The following is a 16,008-nucleotide window of genomic DNA, read 5'->3' on the forward strand; positions in this document are numbered from 1 at the left end:
CAACAACCACCGACGAGAGGAGGTCATCATGACCAGCAAGCAGAATCCAAACCCGATCCCTGATAAGTCCGCCAGACAAGCGGCGCTAGACGCGATCCAACGCGCCGGTCACACGAGAACAAGCACGCCTGCTTCGACGCAGTCGCCACACGGTACAGGCATAGCATTTATCTACCTGCGCGTGAGCACAAAGGAACAGGCACGGACAGGCGGCGGCGCGGAAGGCTACTCGATCCCGGCGCAACGTGAGGCCTGCTACACCAAGGCCCAGCAGCTGGGTGCCACCGTGCATGAAGAGTACGTAGACGCTGGCGAGTCGGCCCGATCAGCAGACCGCGAGCAGTTACAGAAGCTACTCAAGGACATCAAGACCATCCGGCCGGACTACGTCATCGTGCACAAGATCGACCGGCTGGCCCGCAACCGCGAAGACGACATAGCGATCAACCTCATGCTGCGCAAGCACGGCGTCAAGCTGGTGTCCTGCACGGAGAACATCGACGACACCCCCAGCGGCCGGCTGTTGTATGGCCTCATGGCCGAGATTGCTCAGTTCTACTCGGGCAACCTGGCCCAAGAGGTCATGAAGGGACTCGTGCGCAAGGCCCAAGAGGGAGGCACGCCCTTTCGGGCACCGCTCGGCTATCTCAACCGCCGCGAGACGCGAGGCAGTGTTGAGTTCTCGTGGGTCGAGCAAGACCCTGAGCGTGCCGAGATCATCCGCTGGTGCCTTGAGGAGTACGCCACCGGCCGCTGGAGTGCCATTGACCTAACACTCACGGCCCAGACGAAGGGCCTCACGAGCAGGCCAACGCCGAGCCGTCCAGCCAAGCCCGTCTCCCTCACGACGATGTACAAGATCTTGGCCAACCCGTACTACATGGGCGTGGTCAGCTACCAAGGTATTCACTACGAGGGGAAGCATGAACCCCTGGTCGAACCTGACATCTGGCTTGCTAACCAAGCTATCTTGGCGGCCCACAACCACACAGGCGACAAGGAGCGGGTTCACAACCATTATCTGCGCTCCACCATCTACTGTTCAGACTGCGGCGGGCGTCTCATCTTCTCCCGCAACCGGGGCAAGAGCGGTGAAGCATACGACTACTTCATGTGCGTCAAGAAGAAGACCAAAGTCAACAACTGCATCCGCCGAGCCATCCGCGCCGAACGCGTCGAAGAGGCGGTGGCCCGCTTCTACGGCACGTTCCACATTGCGCCTCAGCACGCCGAGCTGATCCGCGCGACGGTTCACGAGGAGTTGGCAACGCAGCAAGCCGAGGCGGCCCGCAGCCTAGAACAGGCCAGTTCGCGCAAACGCCGGGTTCAGGACGAGCGCGAAAAGCTGCTTCAAGCTCACTACGCCGGGGCGATCCCGCAAGACTTGCTCGCCGCCGAGATGAAGCGCCTAACCCGCGCGTTGGCCGAGGCCGAGGTGCAGATCAAGGTGGCCAAAGTATCCACCGCCGACGTCGAAGACACGCTCAGCCGAGCCCTGGTAGCCGCAAGCCACTGCGAGCGGGCCTACCTCACCGCGCCGGACCACGTGAAGCGGCAGATCAACCAAGGGTTCTTCGAGAAGCTGTACATCCGCGAAGACGGGACCGTAGAGCGCGCCGCCATGACCGAACCGTTCACCGCGCTGCTGGACGCTGGTCACGCTCTCGCGCCGGGTGCCGAGGCCACGCGAACAAGTCCGACTGACGTACTCCGGGCGACGTTCGGCGAAACGGTCGCCATGACAGACCGTGTGGATACGAACACGCCCGGCGCGCGTATCGCGGCCGGGCGGTGTTTGAATAAGGACCTTCTGGTGGAGCTGAGGGGAATCGAACCCCTGACCTTCTCGATGCGAACGAGACGCGCTACCAACTGCGCTACAGCCCCTTGTTCGTGCTCGTAGAGCTTAGCAGTGCCCTACGAGCACGTTACGGAGGGGGTCACTCTCCGACAGCCCGCCGATAAGGCCCGGTCCCGGGCTCGTCGAGCTCCTCGAAAGCCGGGTCTTCGTCATCCAGATCCACGACCACCGCGCTCCGGCGAACCCGCGCGGTCGGCGACGGACGGCGCTCGACGACCTCCCGGCGGACCGGCTCGACCACCTCGACGCGCTCGGTCTCCTCGACCGGGTCGTCGTCCTCGATCGTGTCCTCCTGAACCGGAGGACGCGGTGCCGGGCGGCGAGGCGCGCGAGTGCTGTTGAAACGGGCCAGGCGACGCTGCCGGATCTCCTCCTCGATCCGCACCTGACGGCGCAGGTACACGAGGTAGCCGACGAGCACGACGTCGACCGCCGCGTGGCCCCACCAGACCAGCGGCATGACGAACCCGGCGACGGCGGCCGTGATCACCGCGATCGTGAGCAGGATGACGACGATGCGCTGCCGGAAGCCGTACTTCGCCCGCGCCGCGATCTCCGCCGCTTCGGGGTCGAAGCCGCCTCGACCAGGGCGGTAACCGGCGCGCTCGGCCCGTTCCGCTCGCTCGGCGCGGGTCGGCTGCGGGAGCGGCTCGGGCTCGGGCTCCTCGTAGTCGTCTTCGAGCTCGAGATCGGCCTCCAGCTCCGCGAGGTCGTCCTCGACCGATGGCCGGGACTTCACGGTCTCCTCGGACATGGCGAATTCCTCCCGGTCTTCGTTGCGTCCACTGCGTACGACCCTGGCCGCCAGCGCGGAGTCGGCCGTATGGGCCACCTGCTGCCGCCGACGCGCGACCATGGGCACGAGAACGACGAGCCATGCCGCGGCGAGCGCGACGATGATCACGGAGCTGGGCATCTCCCGTCACCTCCCCCGATCCTTCACCTGAAATCACGCTAGTCACAGGAGTAACAGATCGGACGGAGGCTCGCCGGGTTGGATCACGGAAATGCCTCACCGGATTAGGTGAATCTCACAGCATGTGGTAACGCGCTCACGAACCCGGGTGGGTAATGACCGTCAGGCGTACTCGGCCCGGCCCGCCGCGACCAGCCGCGACACCAGCCCGGAGCCGGTCTCCTCGCGCGTCACGGCGAAGCAGTAGTGGTCCCGCCAGGCGCCCGCGACGTCGAGATAGCGCTCGAACAGGCCCTCCTGCCGGTAGCCCGCCTTGGTGAGAACCCGCAGGCTGGCGGCGTTTTCCGGGCGCACGGTCGCCTCCAGCCGGTGCAGCCCGGCCGGGCCGAAGGCGTGGTCGGTGACCAGGGCGACGGCGGCCGTCGCGACCCCGCCGCGGACCACGTCGGACGACACCCAGTAGCCGATCCAGGCGGACCGCAGCGACGCCCGGATGACGTTACCCACAGTGATCTGCCCCGCGAGCCGTCCGTCGAGGGTGATCGTGAACGGCAGGCACTGACCGCGCCGAGCGAGCGACCGCAACGCCGCCCACTGCGACGGCCACGACCAGAAAGCGTTGCGTTCGGGCCACGGGCCGACGCCGGTCGGCTCCCACATCTCGAGGTGGGCCCGGTCCCGGAGCCGGATCCGGCTCCACTCGGCGGCGTCGCGCAGCCGCACCGGCCGGATCACGACCTCCCCGGCGGGCACCCGCAGCGGGCCGAGCCGGGCCGGCCAGCCCGGGTGCCGGCTTTCGACCGGGTAGGACAACCCCGACACGGAGTTCATCAGGCCCGTTGCGCCAGGAAGGTGACCTGCACCTGCTCGCCCGCGGGGACTTCGGTCAGCTCCTCCGGCACGTTGATCAGGCAGTTCGCCTCGGCCAGCGACGCGAGCAGGTGCGCCCCCGACTGGCCGAGCGGCTGGACCAGGTACTCGCCGTTGGCCTCGTCGCGCAGGAGCTGGCCGCGCAGGAAGCCGCGCCGGCCCTCGGTCGACGTGATCGGCGACAGCAGCCGCGCCCCGACGATCCGCCGGTGCGGGTTGCGCGTCCCGCGTGCCGTCCGGATCAGCGGCCGGACCAGCACCTCGAACACGACCAGCGCGCTCATCGGGTTGCCGGGGATGAGAAACGTCGGCACCGAGTCGGGGCCGAGCCTGCCGAACCCCTGCACCGAACCCGGGTGCATCGCGACCCGCGTCATGTCGATCCGGCCGAGATCGGACAGCGCCGCGTGGACCTCGTCGCCGGTGGAGCCCCCGGCGCCACCCGCGACCACGACGATCTCCGACATCAGCAGCCGGCCTTCGACGATCTCCCGCAGCCGCTTCGGCTCGCTCGGCACGATGCCGACCCGGCTGACCTCGGCGCCCGCGTCCCGGGCGGCCGCGGCGAGCGCGTAGGAGTTGACGTCGTAGACCTGGCCGACCGACGGCGTCCGGTCGATGTCGACCAGCTCGTCGCCGACCGACACGATCGACACCCGCGGCCGCGGGTAGACGAGGACCTTGGCCCGGCCCACCGCGGCCAGCAGGCCGACCTGCGCCGACCCGATCGTGTCGCCGCGGCGCACCGCGACGTCGCCGATCTGGACGTCCTCGCCGGCCCGGCGCACGTAGCCGGCCGAGGGCACCGAGCGGTGCACGGTGACCCGGGCCTGGTGCCCGTCGGTGTAGGCGAGCGGCACGACCGCGTCGGCCAGCGTCGGCAGCGGCGCGCCGGTGTCGACCCGCACGGCCTGGCCGGGCTGCAGGCGCCGCGGCTGGCGCGAACCCGCCGCGATCTCCCCGACGACCGGCAGCTGCACCGGCTCCTGCCCGGCGGTGCGCACGTCGACGCTGCGCACGGCGTAACCGTCGATCGCGGCCTGGTCGAAGCCGGGCAGCGCGTGCTCGGCGACGACCTCCTCGGCGCAGAGCAGCCCCTGAGCCTCGGAGATCGCCACGCGCACCGGCTGAGGCCGGACGGCGGCGTCCAAGGTCATCGAGATCTGCGCGTCGACCGAGCGCAGCACGGTCTCGTCCCCGGCCACTTCGGGCGGTGCCGCGTCGAGGGATTCCGTCATGGGCGTTCTGTCCCGATCCGTTCCGTCAGCCACGCCCGTAAAGATGGACCGTACTCGGGCGTTTCAAGCGCGAAATCGACCGCGGCGCGCAGGAAACCACCCGGATTCCCCAGGTCGTGGCGTCCGCCGCGGTGCACGACGACGTGAACCGGGTGTCCTTCGGAGATCAGCAGCGCGACCGCGTCGGTCAGCTGCAGCTCGCCGCCGCTACCCGGCGTGATCCGCTTCAGCGCGTCGAAGATCGCCCGATCGAGCAGGTAGCGCCCGGCCGCGGCGTACGTCGACGGCGCGTCCTCCGGCTTCGGCTTCTCGACCATCCCGTGCACGCGCTTGACGTCCGCGTCGTCGGTGTCGGTGACGTCGAAGACGCCGTACGGCGAGATGTCGGCCTTCGGGATGTCGAACGCGCAGAGCACGCTGCCGCCGTACTGCGCCCGCACCGCGCCCATCCGCTCGAGCACGCCGGTGGGGAGCACGAGGTCGTCCGGCAGGAGCACGGCGACGGCCTCGTCATCCGGCTTCAGGTTGGGCTCGGCCTGCGCGACGGCGTGGCCGAGGCCGAGCGCCTGCTCCTGGATGGCGGTCTCGACGGCGAGCAGGCCGGACCCGCGACGCACCTTTTCGAGCAGCTCGATCTTGCCCTTGGCCTCGAGGTTCTTCTCGAGCTCGGGCTGCTCTTCGAAGTAGCGGACGACGGCGTCCTTGCCCGGTGAAGTCACGATGATCAGGCGTTCCGCGCCCGCGGCGGCAGCTTCGGCCGCGACCAGCTCGATCCCCGGCGTATCGACCACCGGCAGCAGTTCCTTGGGCACGGCCTTCGTCGCCGGCAGGAAGCGCGTCCCGAGGCCGGCGGCCGGCACGATGGCGGTTCTGAACGTCTGGGTGGTTGCGGCGCCCGTCATGGGCGCAGAGCCTAACGTGAGGTCATGCACGCGCTGGGCAATGAGCACCTGAGCAAGGCGGAGTGGCGTGACCGGCTGACGCGCGCGCGGGCGGACCAGACCGCCGAATCCCACGCCCGGGAAGCTTCGGCGCTGGTCAGTGCGGTGTCGAAGGTCACATCCGGGACGGTGTGCGCGTACCTGCCCTTCGGCACCGAACCGGGGACGACGGCGCTCGTCGACGCGCTCGCGGCCGGCGGCGCGCGGGTGTTGCTGCCGGTCATCGTGTCGCGGGCGGACCCGCTCGACTGGGCCGAGTACACGGGCGAGGCCGATCTCGTGCCCTCCCGGTTCCGCGGGATCCGCGAACCGGGCGGGAAACGCCTGGGTACCGAGGCCGTGGGGGCGGCCGAGCTGATCTTGGTGCCCGCACTGGCCGTCGATCACCGGGGCGTCCGGCTCGGGCGGGGTGCCGGCCACTACGATCGCTCGCTGGTGTTCGCCGCGGCCGGCGTGCCGCTGCTGGCCGTCGTCCGGGACGAAGAGCTGGTCGGACGGCTGCCCGGGGAACCCCACGACGTGCGCATGAGCGGGGTCCTGACCCCTGCTCGCGGCGTGCTCGACCTGCCGCTGTGAGCAAGCAGGAATTGCTTTCGGGGAATGTCTTCAAGCACAATTGAGTTGGCACTCTGGTCGGATGAGTGCCAGCAAAGGAGCCCTCAGTGCCTACGTACCAGTACGCCTGCAAAGAATGCGACCACCGGTTCGAAGCCGTGCAGTCGTTCTCGGACCCCAGCCTGACCGTGTGCCCGCAGTGCTCCGGCACGTTGCGCAAGGTGTTCAGCTCGGTCGGCGTGGTCTTCAAGGGCAGCGGGTTCTACCGCACCGACTCGCGCGAATCGGGCAAGTCGAGCACCACCGCGACCCCGGCGAAGACCGAGACCAAGACGGAGTCGAAGTCCGAGTCCAAGTCCGACACGAGCTCGGCATCCTCCTCCTCGGGTACGACGAAAACCACCGCCGCGGCCTCCTGACCGGCGAGGTTGTCCACAACACCCCGGTTGTCCACAGATGCCGGATCCGGCCCTTCCGGCGGCCGGTCCGGCTTCCCTAACGTCGATCTCGTGCGGCACACCGCCGCACCCGATCCGACCGAGGGGGCACCGTGGACCTGGCGGCGAAGTTCCGCACTCCTGATCTGACCCGGCTGCGAGGCCGGCGGGCTCGGCTCGTCCGCCGCTGGCTCGCCGCCGGCCTGCTGCTGGCCGGTGCTCTGCTGTTCGCGCATCCCGGTTCCGCACGGGGCGCACCGACGACTCCGACCGTCGTCGCGGCGCACGACCTCCCCTCCGGCGCGGCTCTGCGCGCTCTCGACGTCCGGCTGGCCGACCTGCCCGATTCCACACGTCCGGCGGGGGTGCTGAGCACGGTGGACGGCGTCGACGGCCGCCTGCTGGCGGGCGCCGTCCGCGCCGGCGAACCCCTGACCGACGTCCGGCTGGCGACGACCATCCCCGGCTCGGGTGATCCCACGGCGGCGACAGTGCCGGTGCGCCTGGCCGACGCCGGCGTCGCCGAGTTGCTGGAGCCCGGCCGACGCGTGGACGTCGTCGCGGCGCCGGAACCGGGCGTGCCCGCGTCCGTGCTGGCCGGCGGCGCGACGGTGGTGGCGGTCGGACAGCGGGAGGCGTCCGCGGCGAAAGGTCCGCTCGTACTGCTCCGGCTCCCGGCGGCGATCGCGACGAGGGTGGCGGCGATTTCACTGGAGCGTCCGGTAACGGTTACTCTCCGCTAGCCCACCCCCCTGTTCGTGAGGAGAGCAAGTTGTTCAAGGGTTTCAAGGACTTCCTGATGCGCGGCAACGTCGTGGACCTCGCCGTCGCGGTGGTCATCGGCTCGGCGTTCACGGCCATCGTCACGGCGTTCACCACCGGCCTCATCAAGCCGCTGATCAGCACGATCGGCGGCACGGACGCCGCGCAGGGCCTCGGCTACCAGATCTTCGACAACAACAAAGCCACGTTCTTGGACATCGGCGGCGTGATCAACGCGGCCATCAACTTCGTGCTGGTCGCGGCGGTCGTCTACTTCGTGATCGTGCTGCCGGTGAAGCACGTCCAGGAGCGCCGCAAGCGCGGCCAGGAGCCGGGCCCGTCCGAGCCGACCGACGTCGAGCTGCTGATCGAGATCCGCGACCTGCTGCGAGCCCAGGCCCAGCGCGACAACGGCCGCGGCTGAGCGGGATCAGCGATCGTGGTGCGGCGGCCGGTTCTCCCGGTACCAGTCGTCCGGGAGTCCGGTGCGCCGGTCGGGATCGCGCTCGTCGGAGGTCGTCTCGGGCAGGACGTCCCCGAAGATCTCATCGACCCGCCGGCGCCGCTCACTGCTGGCCTTGGGGTCACGCTGCTGACCGGACATGCCCCCAGTCTCCCACGACGCGTTGATTGACAACTCCAGAGCGAACGTCAAAGGCGGCGGCGTGCCCGCACCTCGTCGCGCCATCCGCGGATCTGGTCGTCGTCGTGCAGGAACCCGGTGCCCGGCCCATCAGGGAGGTCGATGCCCCCGAGCAGCTCCAGCGCCCACAGCTGATCTTCGTCGAGATCGATCCGGCCCGCGAAGTCGTCGCTGAGCAACCGCATGGCCCAGCGGTCGGCCGCGTCGCGGGTGATCCGTCCGGAGAGAACACCGTCGAACCAGGCCTCGATCTCGCCGAGATCCGGCCCGTTCACGACGTCCCGCCCTCGACGAGGGCGTCGAGCCGCTCCCGCTGCTCCCCGCTCAGCCGGACCTCGGCCGCGGCGACGTTCTCCTCCAGGTGCGCGATCCGGCCCGTCCCCGGAATCGGCAGGATCACCGGCGAGCGCGCCAGCAGCCAGGCGATCGCGACCTGGGCTGCGGTGGCTCCCAGCTCGTCAGCAACACCGGCGAGTGCGGGACTGGCCGCCGCAGGAGCCACCGGCCGCCAGGGCAGGAACGCGATACCCGCCTCGGTGCAAGCCCGCAGCACCGGCTCGTGCTCCCGGTCGAGCACGCTGTACCGGTTCTGCACGCTGACGATCTCGGCGAGCTCCCGGGCGCGGGCCAGCTCGTCGACGGTCACCTCGGACAGCCCGATCCGCCCGACCTTCCCGGCGATCTGGAGCTCCCGCAGCGTGCCGAGCTGGTCGGCGAGCGGCGTCCCGGGGTCGATGCGGTGCAGCTGGAGCAGGTCGATCCGCTCCACCCGAAGACGGCGCCGGGCCTGCTCGACCTGCTCACGCAAGATCGAGGGCCGGGCGTCGAGCCGCCACTCGCCGCCGGGTCCGGTGCGCGCGACCCCACCTTCGTGGTGATCACCAGCTCGTCCGGGTAGGGGTACAACGCCGACGCGAGCAGTTCCTCGTTGGCTCCGCCGCCGTAGAGGTGAGCGGTGTCGATCAGCGTGACACCCAGCTCGACGGCCCGCCGCGCGACCGCGATCGCCTGGTCTCGCGCGGAGTCCACCGGCAGGTGCATCGCCCCGAAGCCGAGGCGGCGCACCTCCAGGTCTCCGCCGATCCGGAAGTGCGAAGGGATCAGACCTCTTCGAGGCCCGACAGCTCGTCGATCACGTGCGGTACGAGCGAGGTCAGCGTCGCCATCCCGTCGCGCACCGCGGACCGCGATCCGGCGAGGTTGACCACCAGCGTGCTCCCCGACACCCCGGCGAGCCCCCGCGAAATCCCCGCGTCCACGGCTCCGGCGGCGAGCCCGGACGCCCGGATGGCCTCGCTGATGCCGGGGATCGGCCGGTCGAGCACCCCGGCGGTGGCGTCCGGCGTGCGGTCACGCGGCAGCACACCGGTGCCGCCGACCGTGATCACCAGGTCGGCGCCGCCGATCACGGCGGTGTTGAGCGCGTTGCGGATACCCGCGGTCTCGGCCTCGACGACCACGACACCGTCGACGATGAAACCCGCTTCTTCGAGCAGTTCCGTGACCAGCGGGCCAGTGGTGTCCTCGTGCTCGCCGTGCGCCACGCGATCGTCCACGATGACCACGAGGGCCCGGCCCAGCCGTTGTGCACTCCGTTCCATGGCGCCCACCGTAGTCGGTTTCGGGTACCCGGCGCCGGGAGGTGCCGGGTGAGTTCTGACGATTCCGTGACGTGCCCGCGCGCGGCCGGGCACGCCGGTCCGCGGCCCCCTAGCGTGGCCGGTGTGCGCGTACTGGTCACCGGCGGAGCCGGGTTCATCGGGTCTCATATCGCCGATCTGCTGGCGGAGGGCGGCGACGAGGTCGTGGTGCTCGACAACCTCCTCCCGACGGCCCACGGCTCCCGCACCCCGCCGGCGTACACCGGCAGGCACCGGTTCCTGCGCGGCGACGTCACCGACGCCGAGCTCGTCGCCGAACTGCTGGACGGCGTCGACGCGGTCTGCCACCAGGCGGCGGTGGTCGGGCACGGCGTCGACCCGTCGGACGCGCCGTCGTACGCCCTGCACAACGACTACGGCACTGCGGTCCTGCTCGCCGGGATGCACGCGGCAGGGGTGCGGAAACTGGTGCTGGCGTCGTCGATGGTCGTCTACGGCGAAGGCCGGTACGAGTGCCCGGACCACGGCGTCGTCCCGCCGTCACCGCGCCGTGCGTCCGATGTGGACGCCGGCCGGTTCGAGCCGCGCTGCCCGGCTTGCGACGCCGAGCTGAGCTGGCGGCTGGTGCCCGAGGACGCACCGCTGAACCCCCGCAGCACGTACGCGGCGACGAAGCTCGCGCAGGAACACCTGGCCGGCGCGTGGGCGCGGCAGACGGGCGGCAGCGTGTGGGCGATGCGCTACCACAACGTCTACGGCCCGCGGATGCCGCAGAACACCCCGTACGCGGGGGTGGCGTCGCTGTTCCGCTCGGCCCTGGAGCGCGGCGAAGCACCGGTGGTGCTGGAGGACGGCCGCCAGCAGCGCGACTTCGTGCACGTCCACGACGTCGCCAGGGCAAACGTCCTGGCTCTCCGGACAGACGGCCCGGCGGGCGACCTGACGCCGCTCAACGTCTGCTCCGGCACCCCGCACACGGTCGGCGAACTGGCCGAGGAGCTGGCGCGCGCCTGCGCCGGCCCGGCACCGAAGGTGGCCGGCGGCGCCCGCCCGGCCGACGTCCGCCACGTGGTCGCCGACCCGGCCCGCGCCCGCGAACTGCTGGGCTTCACCGCGGAGATCGGCTTCGAAGAGGGAATCGCCGACTTCGCGACGGCGGAACTGCGCGCCCCGGTCTGACGTCACCCCGCGAACGCTTGCGCGACGGTGAGGCTGTCTTCGTAGACGTGGTAGCGAGAAATCACCCCGCCGTCGACGGTCAGGTGGAGTGCGCAGCGGGCGGTGTACGGCCGCCCGGTGGCCTCCACCGTCTGACGGATGTCACCGAGCACCACCGCGTCCCGGCCGTCGACCAGGACCCTCGGCGTCATCCCACCCCGCGCCTCCGGGATGTGGAAGTCGTTCAGCGCACGGAAGTGGTCGGCGACGTCGGCGCGCGTCGACCGCTGCCGGATCCACGGCACCGCGGGGTGTCCGGCCTCGGGCCAGTCGAGCTGCCAGTCGACGCCGTCGGCGAACAGTTCGGCGATCCGGTCCGGATCCCCCTCGGCCAGCCGGCCGAGGAACTCGGTCACCACGGCCCGGGTGCCCGCCTCCGCACCGGTGAACTGGTAGTCGTGCCGGATCCGGCCGTCCGGGCCGAGAACGACGAAGACGGTGCCGCTCCACACCGGCACGCCACCCGCCGCGGGAACCATGTGGGTGGTGAACGTGACCGCGTCGTGGTGGGCCACGACGTCGTCCGCTGCGACGAAGACGAATGCTCCCGTCGCCACGAACTGGTTGTGAGCGCCGGTGATCCGGGCGTGCAGGGCGGCGTGCCCTCGATGTTCGGCGGTTTCCGTGTACTCCACTCCGTCCTCGGCCCACAGCTCGGCGACGGCCTGGCGGCGGGCCACCCGATCCGGCTCATTCCACACGGACACATAGCGGCTGACCAGGGTGCCGGTGTCGGTAGTGATCGTCATGGCCGGACGCTAACGCGGGTTCCCTGACACCTTCTGTCAGTGGATCCCGGCAGACTCGCGAGCATGCGCGCGACCCGGCTCGTGTCCCTGCTGTTGCTGCTGCAGTCCAGGGACCGGATGACGGCCCAGGATCTGGCGGACGCCCTGGAGGTGTCGGTCCGGACGATCTACCGGGACGTCGGCTCGCTCGGTGCCGCGGGCCTGCCGGTGTACGGAGAGCCTGGTCACGACGGTGGTTACCGGCTGGTCGACGGCTACCGGACCCGCCTGACCGGGCTCACGGCGAGCGAAGCCGAGGCACTGTTCCTGACCGGGCTCCCGGCGGCGGCCGCCCAGCTGGGCCTGACCGCCGCGACCACCGCCGCGCAGCTCAAGCTCATGGCCGCGCTGCCCGCCGAACTGCGCGACCGCGCCGGCCGCGCCGCCGGCCGGTTCCACCTCGACCTGCCGCCGTGGTACCTCGGCACCGAGCGGACCCCGCACCTGGCGCCGATCGCGGACGCCACCTGGAACCAGCACGCCGTGAAGATCCGCTACCTGCGCTGGGCGGAGCCGCACGAGATCACGCGCACCGTGCAGCCGCACGGGCTGGTCCTGAAGGCGGGCAACTGGTACCTCGTGGCTCGCGGCGAGGGACGGTTCCGCACCTACCGGATCTCGCGGATCCTCGACGTGGACGTCCTCCTCCAGCCGTTCGACCGCGCCGAAGGGTTCGACCTGGCCGGCCACTGGGAGACCTACCTCGACCAGTTCGACCGGCGGCGGCACCGGGACACCGCGGTCCTCCGGGTCACCCACCGCGGTCTCGACCGGCTGCCCCAGCTGCTGGACCCGGCGGCCGTCGCCGCCCGGAAGATCACGGCCGGTCCGGACGCGGCGGGCCGGACCGAGATCGAGATCCCCATCGAGTCGATCGAGGCAGCCGTGCCCGAGCTCCTCAAGTTCGGCGCCGACGTCGAAGTAGTCGCACCGGAGGCGCTCCGCACGGAGGTCATCCGGACGCTGCGCGCGATGAACGGCACCTACGGCGTCTAGGACATCGCCAGCGGCAACCGCACCTCGAACCGGCACCCCGGCCCGTGGTTGTGGACGCCGATCTTCCCGCGGTGGGCCTCGACGAGCCCCTTGGTGATGGCCAGCCCGAGCCCACCGCCACTGGTCGTCCCGCCACGCTCCGGCGTCCGGGCCTGCGTCCCGCGGAAGGCGACGTCGAAAACCCGGCTGATTTCGTCGTCCGGAATACCGCCGCAGGAGTCGTCGACGGCCAGCAGAGCCTCGTCGCCGTCGACGCCGATCTGCACCGCCACCGTCCCGTCGGGTGGGGTGTGCCGGATCGCGTTGGACACCAGGTTCCGCACGATCCGGGCCAGTTCCGGGTCGCTCCCGGTCACGACCGGCCAGGTCGACGCGTTGGCGAGCACCCGCACGCGCTTGCGCTCGGCGACCGGCGACTGGGCGGCGACAGCGTCGCTGACGACGTCCCGCAGCGGCACCGCGGACATGGTGAGCTCGAGCGCGCCGGCGGTGATGCGCGAAAGCTCGAACAAGTCGCCGACCATCGCGGACAGGCGCCTGGTCTCGCCGCCGATCCGCTGGGCGTAGTCGGCGACCTCGTCGCGTTCGGACACCACGCCGTCGGCCAGCGCCTCGGCCATCGCCTGGATGCCCGCCAGGGGGCTGCGCAGGTCGTGGCTGATCCACGCGACCAGCTCGCGCCGTGACGCCTCGGCCGCGCGCTCGCGGTTGCGCGCCTCCCGCTCCCACACGCTGCGGCGCGCGATCGCCCGGCCGAGGATGATCGCCGCCGGCACGGTGCCCACCGCGACGAGCAGGCAGACCAGCAGCATCGTCGTCAGCGCCGGGGTGAACATGAACCCGCTGACGCCCAGGACGCCGACCAGCGTCGAGAGCACCGGGATCAGCACCAGCACCGTGAGCGTGGTGGCCAGCGAGCCGCGGCGGAGGAAGTAGAGCACGACCCCGCCGAGCGCGGCGATCGGCAAGGAGAAGAGCAGCGCCAGCGGCAGGATGTGCCAGAGGTGCGTCAACGTCTCCGCGAAGGACTCGCCAGGTTCGATCACGGCTGCTCCCGGTCGTAGCGGTAGCCGACACCCCACACGGTCGCCACCCGGGCCGGCTTGGCCGGGTCGCGCTCGATCTTCTCGCGCAACCGTCGCACGTGGACGGTCACCGTGGACTGGTCGCCGAAGTCCCAGCCCCACACCTTCTCGAGCAGGTCCGCGCGCGAGTAGGCGACACCGGGGTGGGCGAGGAAGAACGCCAGCAGGTCGAACTCCCGGCTGGTCAGCGGCAGTTCGCGGCCGGCGAGCGTCGCGGTGCGCGCGGTCATCTGCAGGCGCAGGTCGCCGTCCGACAGTTCGGCGGCGGCCGCCACCGGACGCGGCATCCGCGCGCGGCGCAGCACCGAGGCGACGCGCAGGGCGAGTTCCTTGGGGCTGAACGGTTTCGTGACGTAGTCGTCGGCGCCGAGCTGGAGCCCGGCGATCCGGTTCTCCTCCTCGCCGAGGGCGGTGAGCATGACGATCGGCACCTGGCTGACCTGGCGCAGCCGCTTGCACACCTCGAGGCCGTTGATCCCCGGCATCATCACGTCGAGGACGACGAGGTCCGGCTCGTGGGCGGCGAACTGGGCCAGCCCTTCGGCACCGTCACCGGCCTGGTCGACGGTGAACCCGGCCACCTCGAGGTAGCGGCGCACGACGTCGCGGACCGTCTCGTCGTCGTCGACCACGAGCACGCGCCCGGCCTGATCGTTCATCACGTCTCCCTCACCAGCCGGTCAGCAGCAGGTGGTTGACCGCCAGCGCCGTCACGGCTTGCGCGGCGAGCCACCACCGGCGCCCGGGCCGCGGCAGCAGGGCCGTCATCGGCAGCAACCACACCCCGAACGGTAGCCAGATCCGTTCGGTCTCGGCTTTCGACAGGCCCGAGACGTCGGCGAACACGATGGTGAGCAGGGCGGCGACACCGAGGAGCAGCACCGGGTCGGTGAACAGGCCACGACCCGGACGGGGCAAGAAGGCGTCGGCGAGCCCCCGCCGGATGGCGGCCACCACCGCGGGGCCGAGCGCGACGACCACCGCCGCCAGATCCGCCCAGACCCAGTACGAGTAGGGCCGGACGAGCGCGACGCCCTGGTAGTAGCGCTCCACGACCAGGTGGTAGCCGTCGAGCCACCAGAAGCCCGCCCACGCGAAGATGCCGACGACGGCCAGCGCCGCCGCGACGGCCAGGGCGGCGGCCCGCCACTGCCGGCCGAGGACGGCCACGGCGAGCGCGAGCAGGCCGAGCAGCACCAGCCCGTACGAAAGGAAGATCCCGAAGCCGAGCAGCACACCGGCGGCCAGCCCGGCCGGGACGGCGTACCGGCGGCCCACGCTGAACCCCTTGGCGGACAACGCGAGCAGCGCCAGCCCGGTGGCGGTCGTCCCGGCGAACAGGCCGTCCGCGGAGACGCCGATCCACACCGCGCCGGGCGTCAGGACGGCGAAGGGCAGCACCGCGCGAGCCGCGTCGGGCCGGCCGAGCAGGGCGACCGTGGCCGGCACAGCGACGGCGACCAGGCTGCCGACGAGCACGACGGCCGTCGCGGCCCACGCGCCGCCGTGCAGGCCGATCCGGTCCAGCCAGACGAACACGAGCGTCGCGCCCGGCGGGTGGCCGGACACGTGCGTCGTCCACGAGTCCGGCCGGAAGTCGAGGATGCGGGAGGAGAACTCGCGCAGCATCCGCGGGATGTCGGTGATGCCGGGTACTTCGTGGAGGTACTCCTGCGGAATGGTCAGCCGGCCGGCGAACCCGCGGGACCAGCCGTCGACCATCGCCAGCGAGAAGATCCAGGCCAGGGAAGCCAAGTAACCGACACCGAGCGCCTTGCGCCACGGCAGGCGGGCGGCCAGCGCGGGGCCGTGGAGCACCACCGCGACGGCGATCAGCACGGCGAACACCGAGCCGGGGCCGACGTGCGGGAGCCAGTCGGCGAACAACGGCGGCGAGGACACGAAGATGACGACGCCGGAGTGCGGCCGGTTGTAGTACGTGCCGACCGCGGCGGCCGCGGCCACGAGCACCGCGGCCACCACGACGGCCAGGAGATCGGCCCGGTGGGCGCGGCGCCCGGGCCGATCGGGTGCCGGGAGTTCGGGTTCGCGGGCAGGCGGCTCGGCGAGCCGGGCTGCCGGGTTCGGCTCGCTCAT

20 protein-coding genes, 1 tRNA gene and 1 pseudogene are annotated in these 16,008 nt (G+C 71.0%); 7 read left to right on the plus strand and 15 right to left on the minus strand.

The annotated features are described in order from the left end of the window. Positions 1 to 28: 28 nt before the first annotated feature. Positions 29 to 1,183, plus strand: a pseudogene (locus tag QQ657_RS15415) (recombinase family protein); the annotation flags it as partial. A 225-nt stretch (positions 1,184 to 1,408) separates the two neighbouring features. Here the strand turns inward: QQ657_RS15415 and QQ657_RS15420 are convergent. From QQ657_RS15420 to QQ657_RS15445, 6 genes are all read right to left on the minus strand, one after another. Continuing rightward, positions 1,409 to 1,660, minus strand: a complete 252-nt coding sequence (locus tag QQ657_RS15420; RefSeq protein ID WP_284742823.1) for a hypothetical protein — start codon at positions 1,658 to 1,660, stop codon at positions 1,409 to 1,411. A gap of 151 nt (positions 1,661 to 1,811) precedes the next feature. After that, positions 1,812 to 1,887 (minus strand) — tRNA-Ala (locus QQ657_RS15425). Between the two features lie 53 nt (positions 1,888 to 1,940). Next, positions 1,941 to 2,777, minus strand: a complete 837-nt coding sequence (gene sepX, locus QQ657_RS15430) for a divisome protein SepX/GlpR (protein ID WP_284742824.1) — start codon at positions 2,775 to 2,777, stop codon at positions 1,941 to 1,943. A gap of 162 nt (positions 2,778 to 2,939) precedes the next feature. After that, entirely contained in the window at positions 2,940 to 3,608 is a 669-nt protein-coding gene (locus tag QQ657_RS15435) for a GNAT family N-acetyltransferase (protein ID WP_284742825.1), read from the minus strand. Continuing rightward, positions 3,608 to 4,885 (minus strand): molybdotransferase-like divisome protein Glp, encoded by a 1,278-nt coding sequence (gene glp, locus QQ657_RS15440; protein ID WP_284742826.1) that lies wholly within the window; start codon positions 4,883 to 4,885, stop codon positions 3,608 to 3,610. The genes QQ657_RS15435 and glp overlap by 1 nt, the downstream gene beginning before the upstream one ends. Continuing rightward, positions 4,882 to 5,787, minus strand: a complete 906-nt coding sequence (locus QQ657_RS15445) for a UTP--glucose-1-phosphate uridylyltransferase (RefSeq protein ID WP_284742827.1) — start codon at positions 5,785 to 5,787, stop codon at positions 4,882 to 4,884. Before QQ657_RS15445 ends, glp begins: the two co-directional genes overlap by 4 nt. A 24-nt stretch (positions 5,788 to 5,811) precedes the next feature. On the opposite strand from QQ657_RS15445, the gene QQ657_RS15450 reads away from it, so the two are divergent. From QQ657_RS15450 to mscL, 4 genes are all read left to right on the plus strand, one after another. Then, complete coding sequence (locus tag QQ657_RS15450; RefSeq protein ID WP_284742828.1) at positions 5,812 to 6,402, plus strand: 5-formyltetrahydrofolate cyclo-ligase; 591 nt, start codon at positions 5,812 to 5,814, stop codon at positions 6,400 to 6,402. Positions 6,403 to 6,488: 86 nt separating this feature from the next. After that, positions 6,489 to 6,800, plus strand: a complete 312-nt coding sequence (locus QQ657_RS15455; RefSeq protein ID WP_284742829.1) for an FmdB family zinc ribbon protein — start codon at positions 6,489 to 6,491, stop codon at positions 6,798 to 6,800. 131 nt (positions 6,801 to 6,931) lie between these two features. Continuing rightward, on the plus strand, positions 6,932 to 7,561 hold the full coding sequence (locus QQ657_RS15460) for an SAF domain-containing protein (RefSeq protein WP_284742830.1): 630 nt from the start codon (positions 6,932 to 6,934) through the stop codon (positions 7,559 to 7,561). Between the two features lie 29 nt (positions 7,562 to 7,590). Continuing rightward, positions 7,591 to 8,004 carry a large conductance mechanosensitive channel protein MscL gene (gene mscL, locus QQ657_RS15465; RefSeq protein ID WP_284742831.1) on the plus strand — a complete coding sequence of 138 codons (414 nt, stop codon included), beginning with the start codon at positions 7,591 to 7,593 and terminating at the stop codon, positions 8,002 to 8,004. A 6-nt stretch (positions 8,005 to 8,010) separates the two neighbouring features. On the opposite strand, the gene QQ657_RS15470 is transcribed toward mscL, so the two are convergent. From QQ657_RS15470 to QQ657_RS15495, 5 genes are read right to left on the minus strand one after another with little or no spacing between them, the layout of a single operon-like run. After that, positions 8,011 to 8,184: a hypothetical protein gene (locus tag QQ657_RS15470; protein ID WP_284742832.1), complete on the minus strand. Its 174-nt coding sequence runs from the start codon at positions 8,182 to 8,184 to the stop codon at positions 8,011 to 8,013. 47 nt (positions 8,185 to 8,231) lie between these two features. After that, positions 8,232 to 8,498 carry a YxzC family protein gene (locus QQ657_RS15475; RefSeq protein ID WP_284742833.1) on the minus strand — a complete coding sequence of 89 codons (267 nt, stop codon included), beginning with the start codon at positions 8,496 to 8,498 and terminating at the stop codon, positions 8,232 to 8,234. Beyond that, a complete protein-coding gene (locus tag QQ657_RS15480; protein WP_350310680.1) occupies positions 8,495 to 8,983 on the minus strand; it encodes an aldo/keto reductase in 489 nt (162 codons plus the stop codon). The genes QQ657_RS15475 and QQ657_RS15480 overlap by 4 nt, the downstream gene beginning before the upstream one ends. Then, the gene (locus tag QQ657_RS56725) at positions 8,866 to 9,264 is read right to left on the minus strand and encodes an aldo/keto reductase (RefSeq protein ID WP_350310681.1); all 399 of its coding nucleotides are present in this window, start codon (positions 9,262 to 9,264) and stop codon (positions 8,866 to 8,868) included. The genes QQ657_RS15480 and QQ657_RS56725 overlap by 118 nt, the downstream gene beginning before the upstream one ends. A 59-nt stretch (positions 9,265 to 9,323) precedes the next feature. Continuing rightward, positions 9,324 to 9,824, minus strand: coding sequence for a MogA/MoaB family molybdenum cofactor biosynthesis protein (locus tag QQ657_RS15495; RefSeq protein ID WP_013230045.1), 501 nt, complete (start codon positions 9,822 to 9,824; stop codon positions 9,324 to 9,326). A 123-nt stretch (positions 9,825 to 9,947) separates the two neighbouring features. Between QQ657_RS15495 and QQ657_RS15500 the strand changes: the two genes are divergently transcribed. Beyond that, positions 9,948 to 11,003, plus strand: a complete 1,056-nt coding sequence (locus QQ657_RS15500; RefSeq protein ID WP_284742835.1) for an NAD-dependent epimerase/dehydratase family protein — start codon at positions 9,948 to 9,950, stop codon at positions 11,001 to 11,003. Positions 11,004 to 11,005: 2 nt separating this feature from the next. Here the strand turns inward: QQ657_RS15500 and QQ657_RS15505 are convergent, their stop codons facing one another. Further along, positions 11,006 to 11,791, minus strand: a complete 786-nt coding sequence (locus tag QQ657_RS15505; protein ID WP_284742836.1) for a nuclear transport factor 2 family protein — start codon at positions 11,789 to 11,791, stop codon at positions 11,006 to 11,008. A 63-nt stretch (positions 11,792 to 11,854) separates the two neighbouring features. Here QQ657_RS15505 and QQ657_RS15510 point away from each other — a divergent pair, with 63 nt between their 5' ends. Beyond that, positions 11,855 to 12,826 (plus strand): helix-turn-helix transcriptional regulator, encoded by a 972-nt coding sequence (locus QQ657_RS15510; RefSeq protein WP_284742837.1) that lies wholly within the window; start codon positions 11,855 to 11,857, stop codon positions 12,824 to 12,826. Here the strand turns inward: QQ657_RS15510 and QQ657_RS15515 are convergent. From QQ657_RS15515 to QQ657_RS15525, 3 genes are read right to left on the minus strand one after another with little or no spacing between them, the layout of a single operon-like run. Further along, a complete protein-coding gene (locus QQ657_RS15515; RefSeq protein ID WP_284742838.1) occupies positions 12,823 to 13,872 on the minus strand; it encodes a sensor histidine kinase in 1,050 nt (349 codons plus the stop codon). The two genes, QQ657_RS15510 and QQ657_RS15515, sit on opposite strands and share 4 nt — an antisense overlap. After that, a complete protein-coding gene (locus QQ657_RS15520) occupies positions 13,869 to 14,570 on the minus strand; it encodes a response regulator transcription factor (protein ID WP_284742839.1) in 702 nt (233 codons plus the stop codon). Before QQ657_RS15520 ends, QQ657_RS15515 begins: the two co-directional genes overlap by 4 nt. 10 nt (positions 14,571 to 14,580) lie before the next feature. Beyond that, positions 14,581 to 16,008, minus strand: a complete 1,428-nt coding sequence (locus QQ657_RS15525; protein WP_284742840.1) for a hypothetical protein — start codon at positions 16,006 to 16,008, stop codon at positions 14,581 to 14,583.

Origin of the sequence: Amycolatopsis ponsaeliensis (genome assembly GCF_030182635.1) — a bacterium.
GTDB classification, from domain to species: domain Bacteria; phylum Actinomycetota; class Actinomycetes; order Mycobacteriales; family Pseudonocardiaceae; genus Amycolatopsis; species Amycolatopsis ponsaeliensis.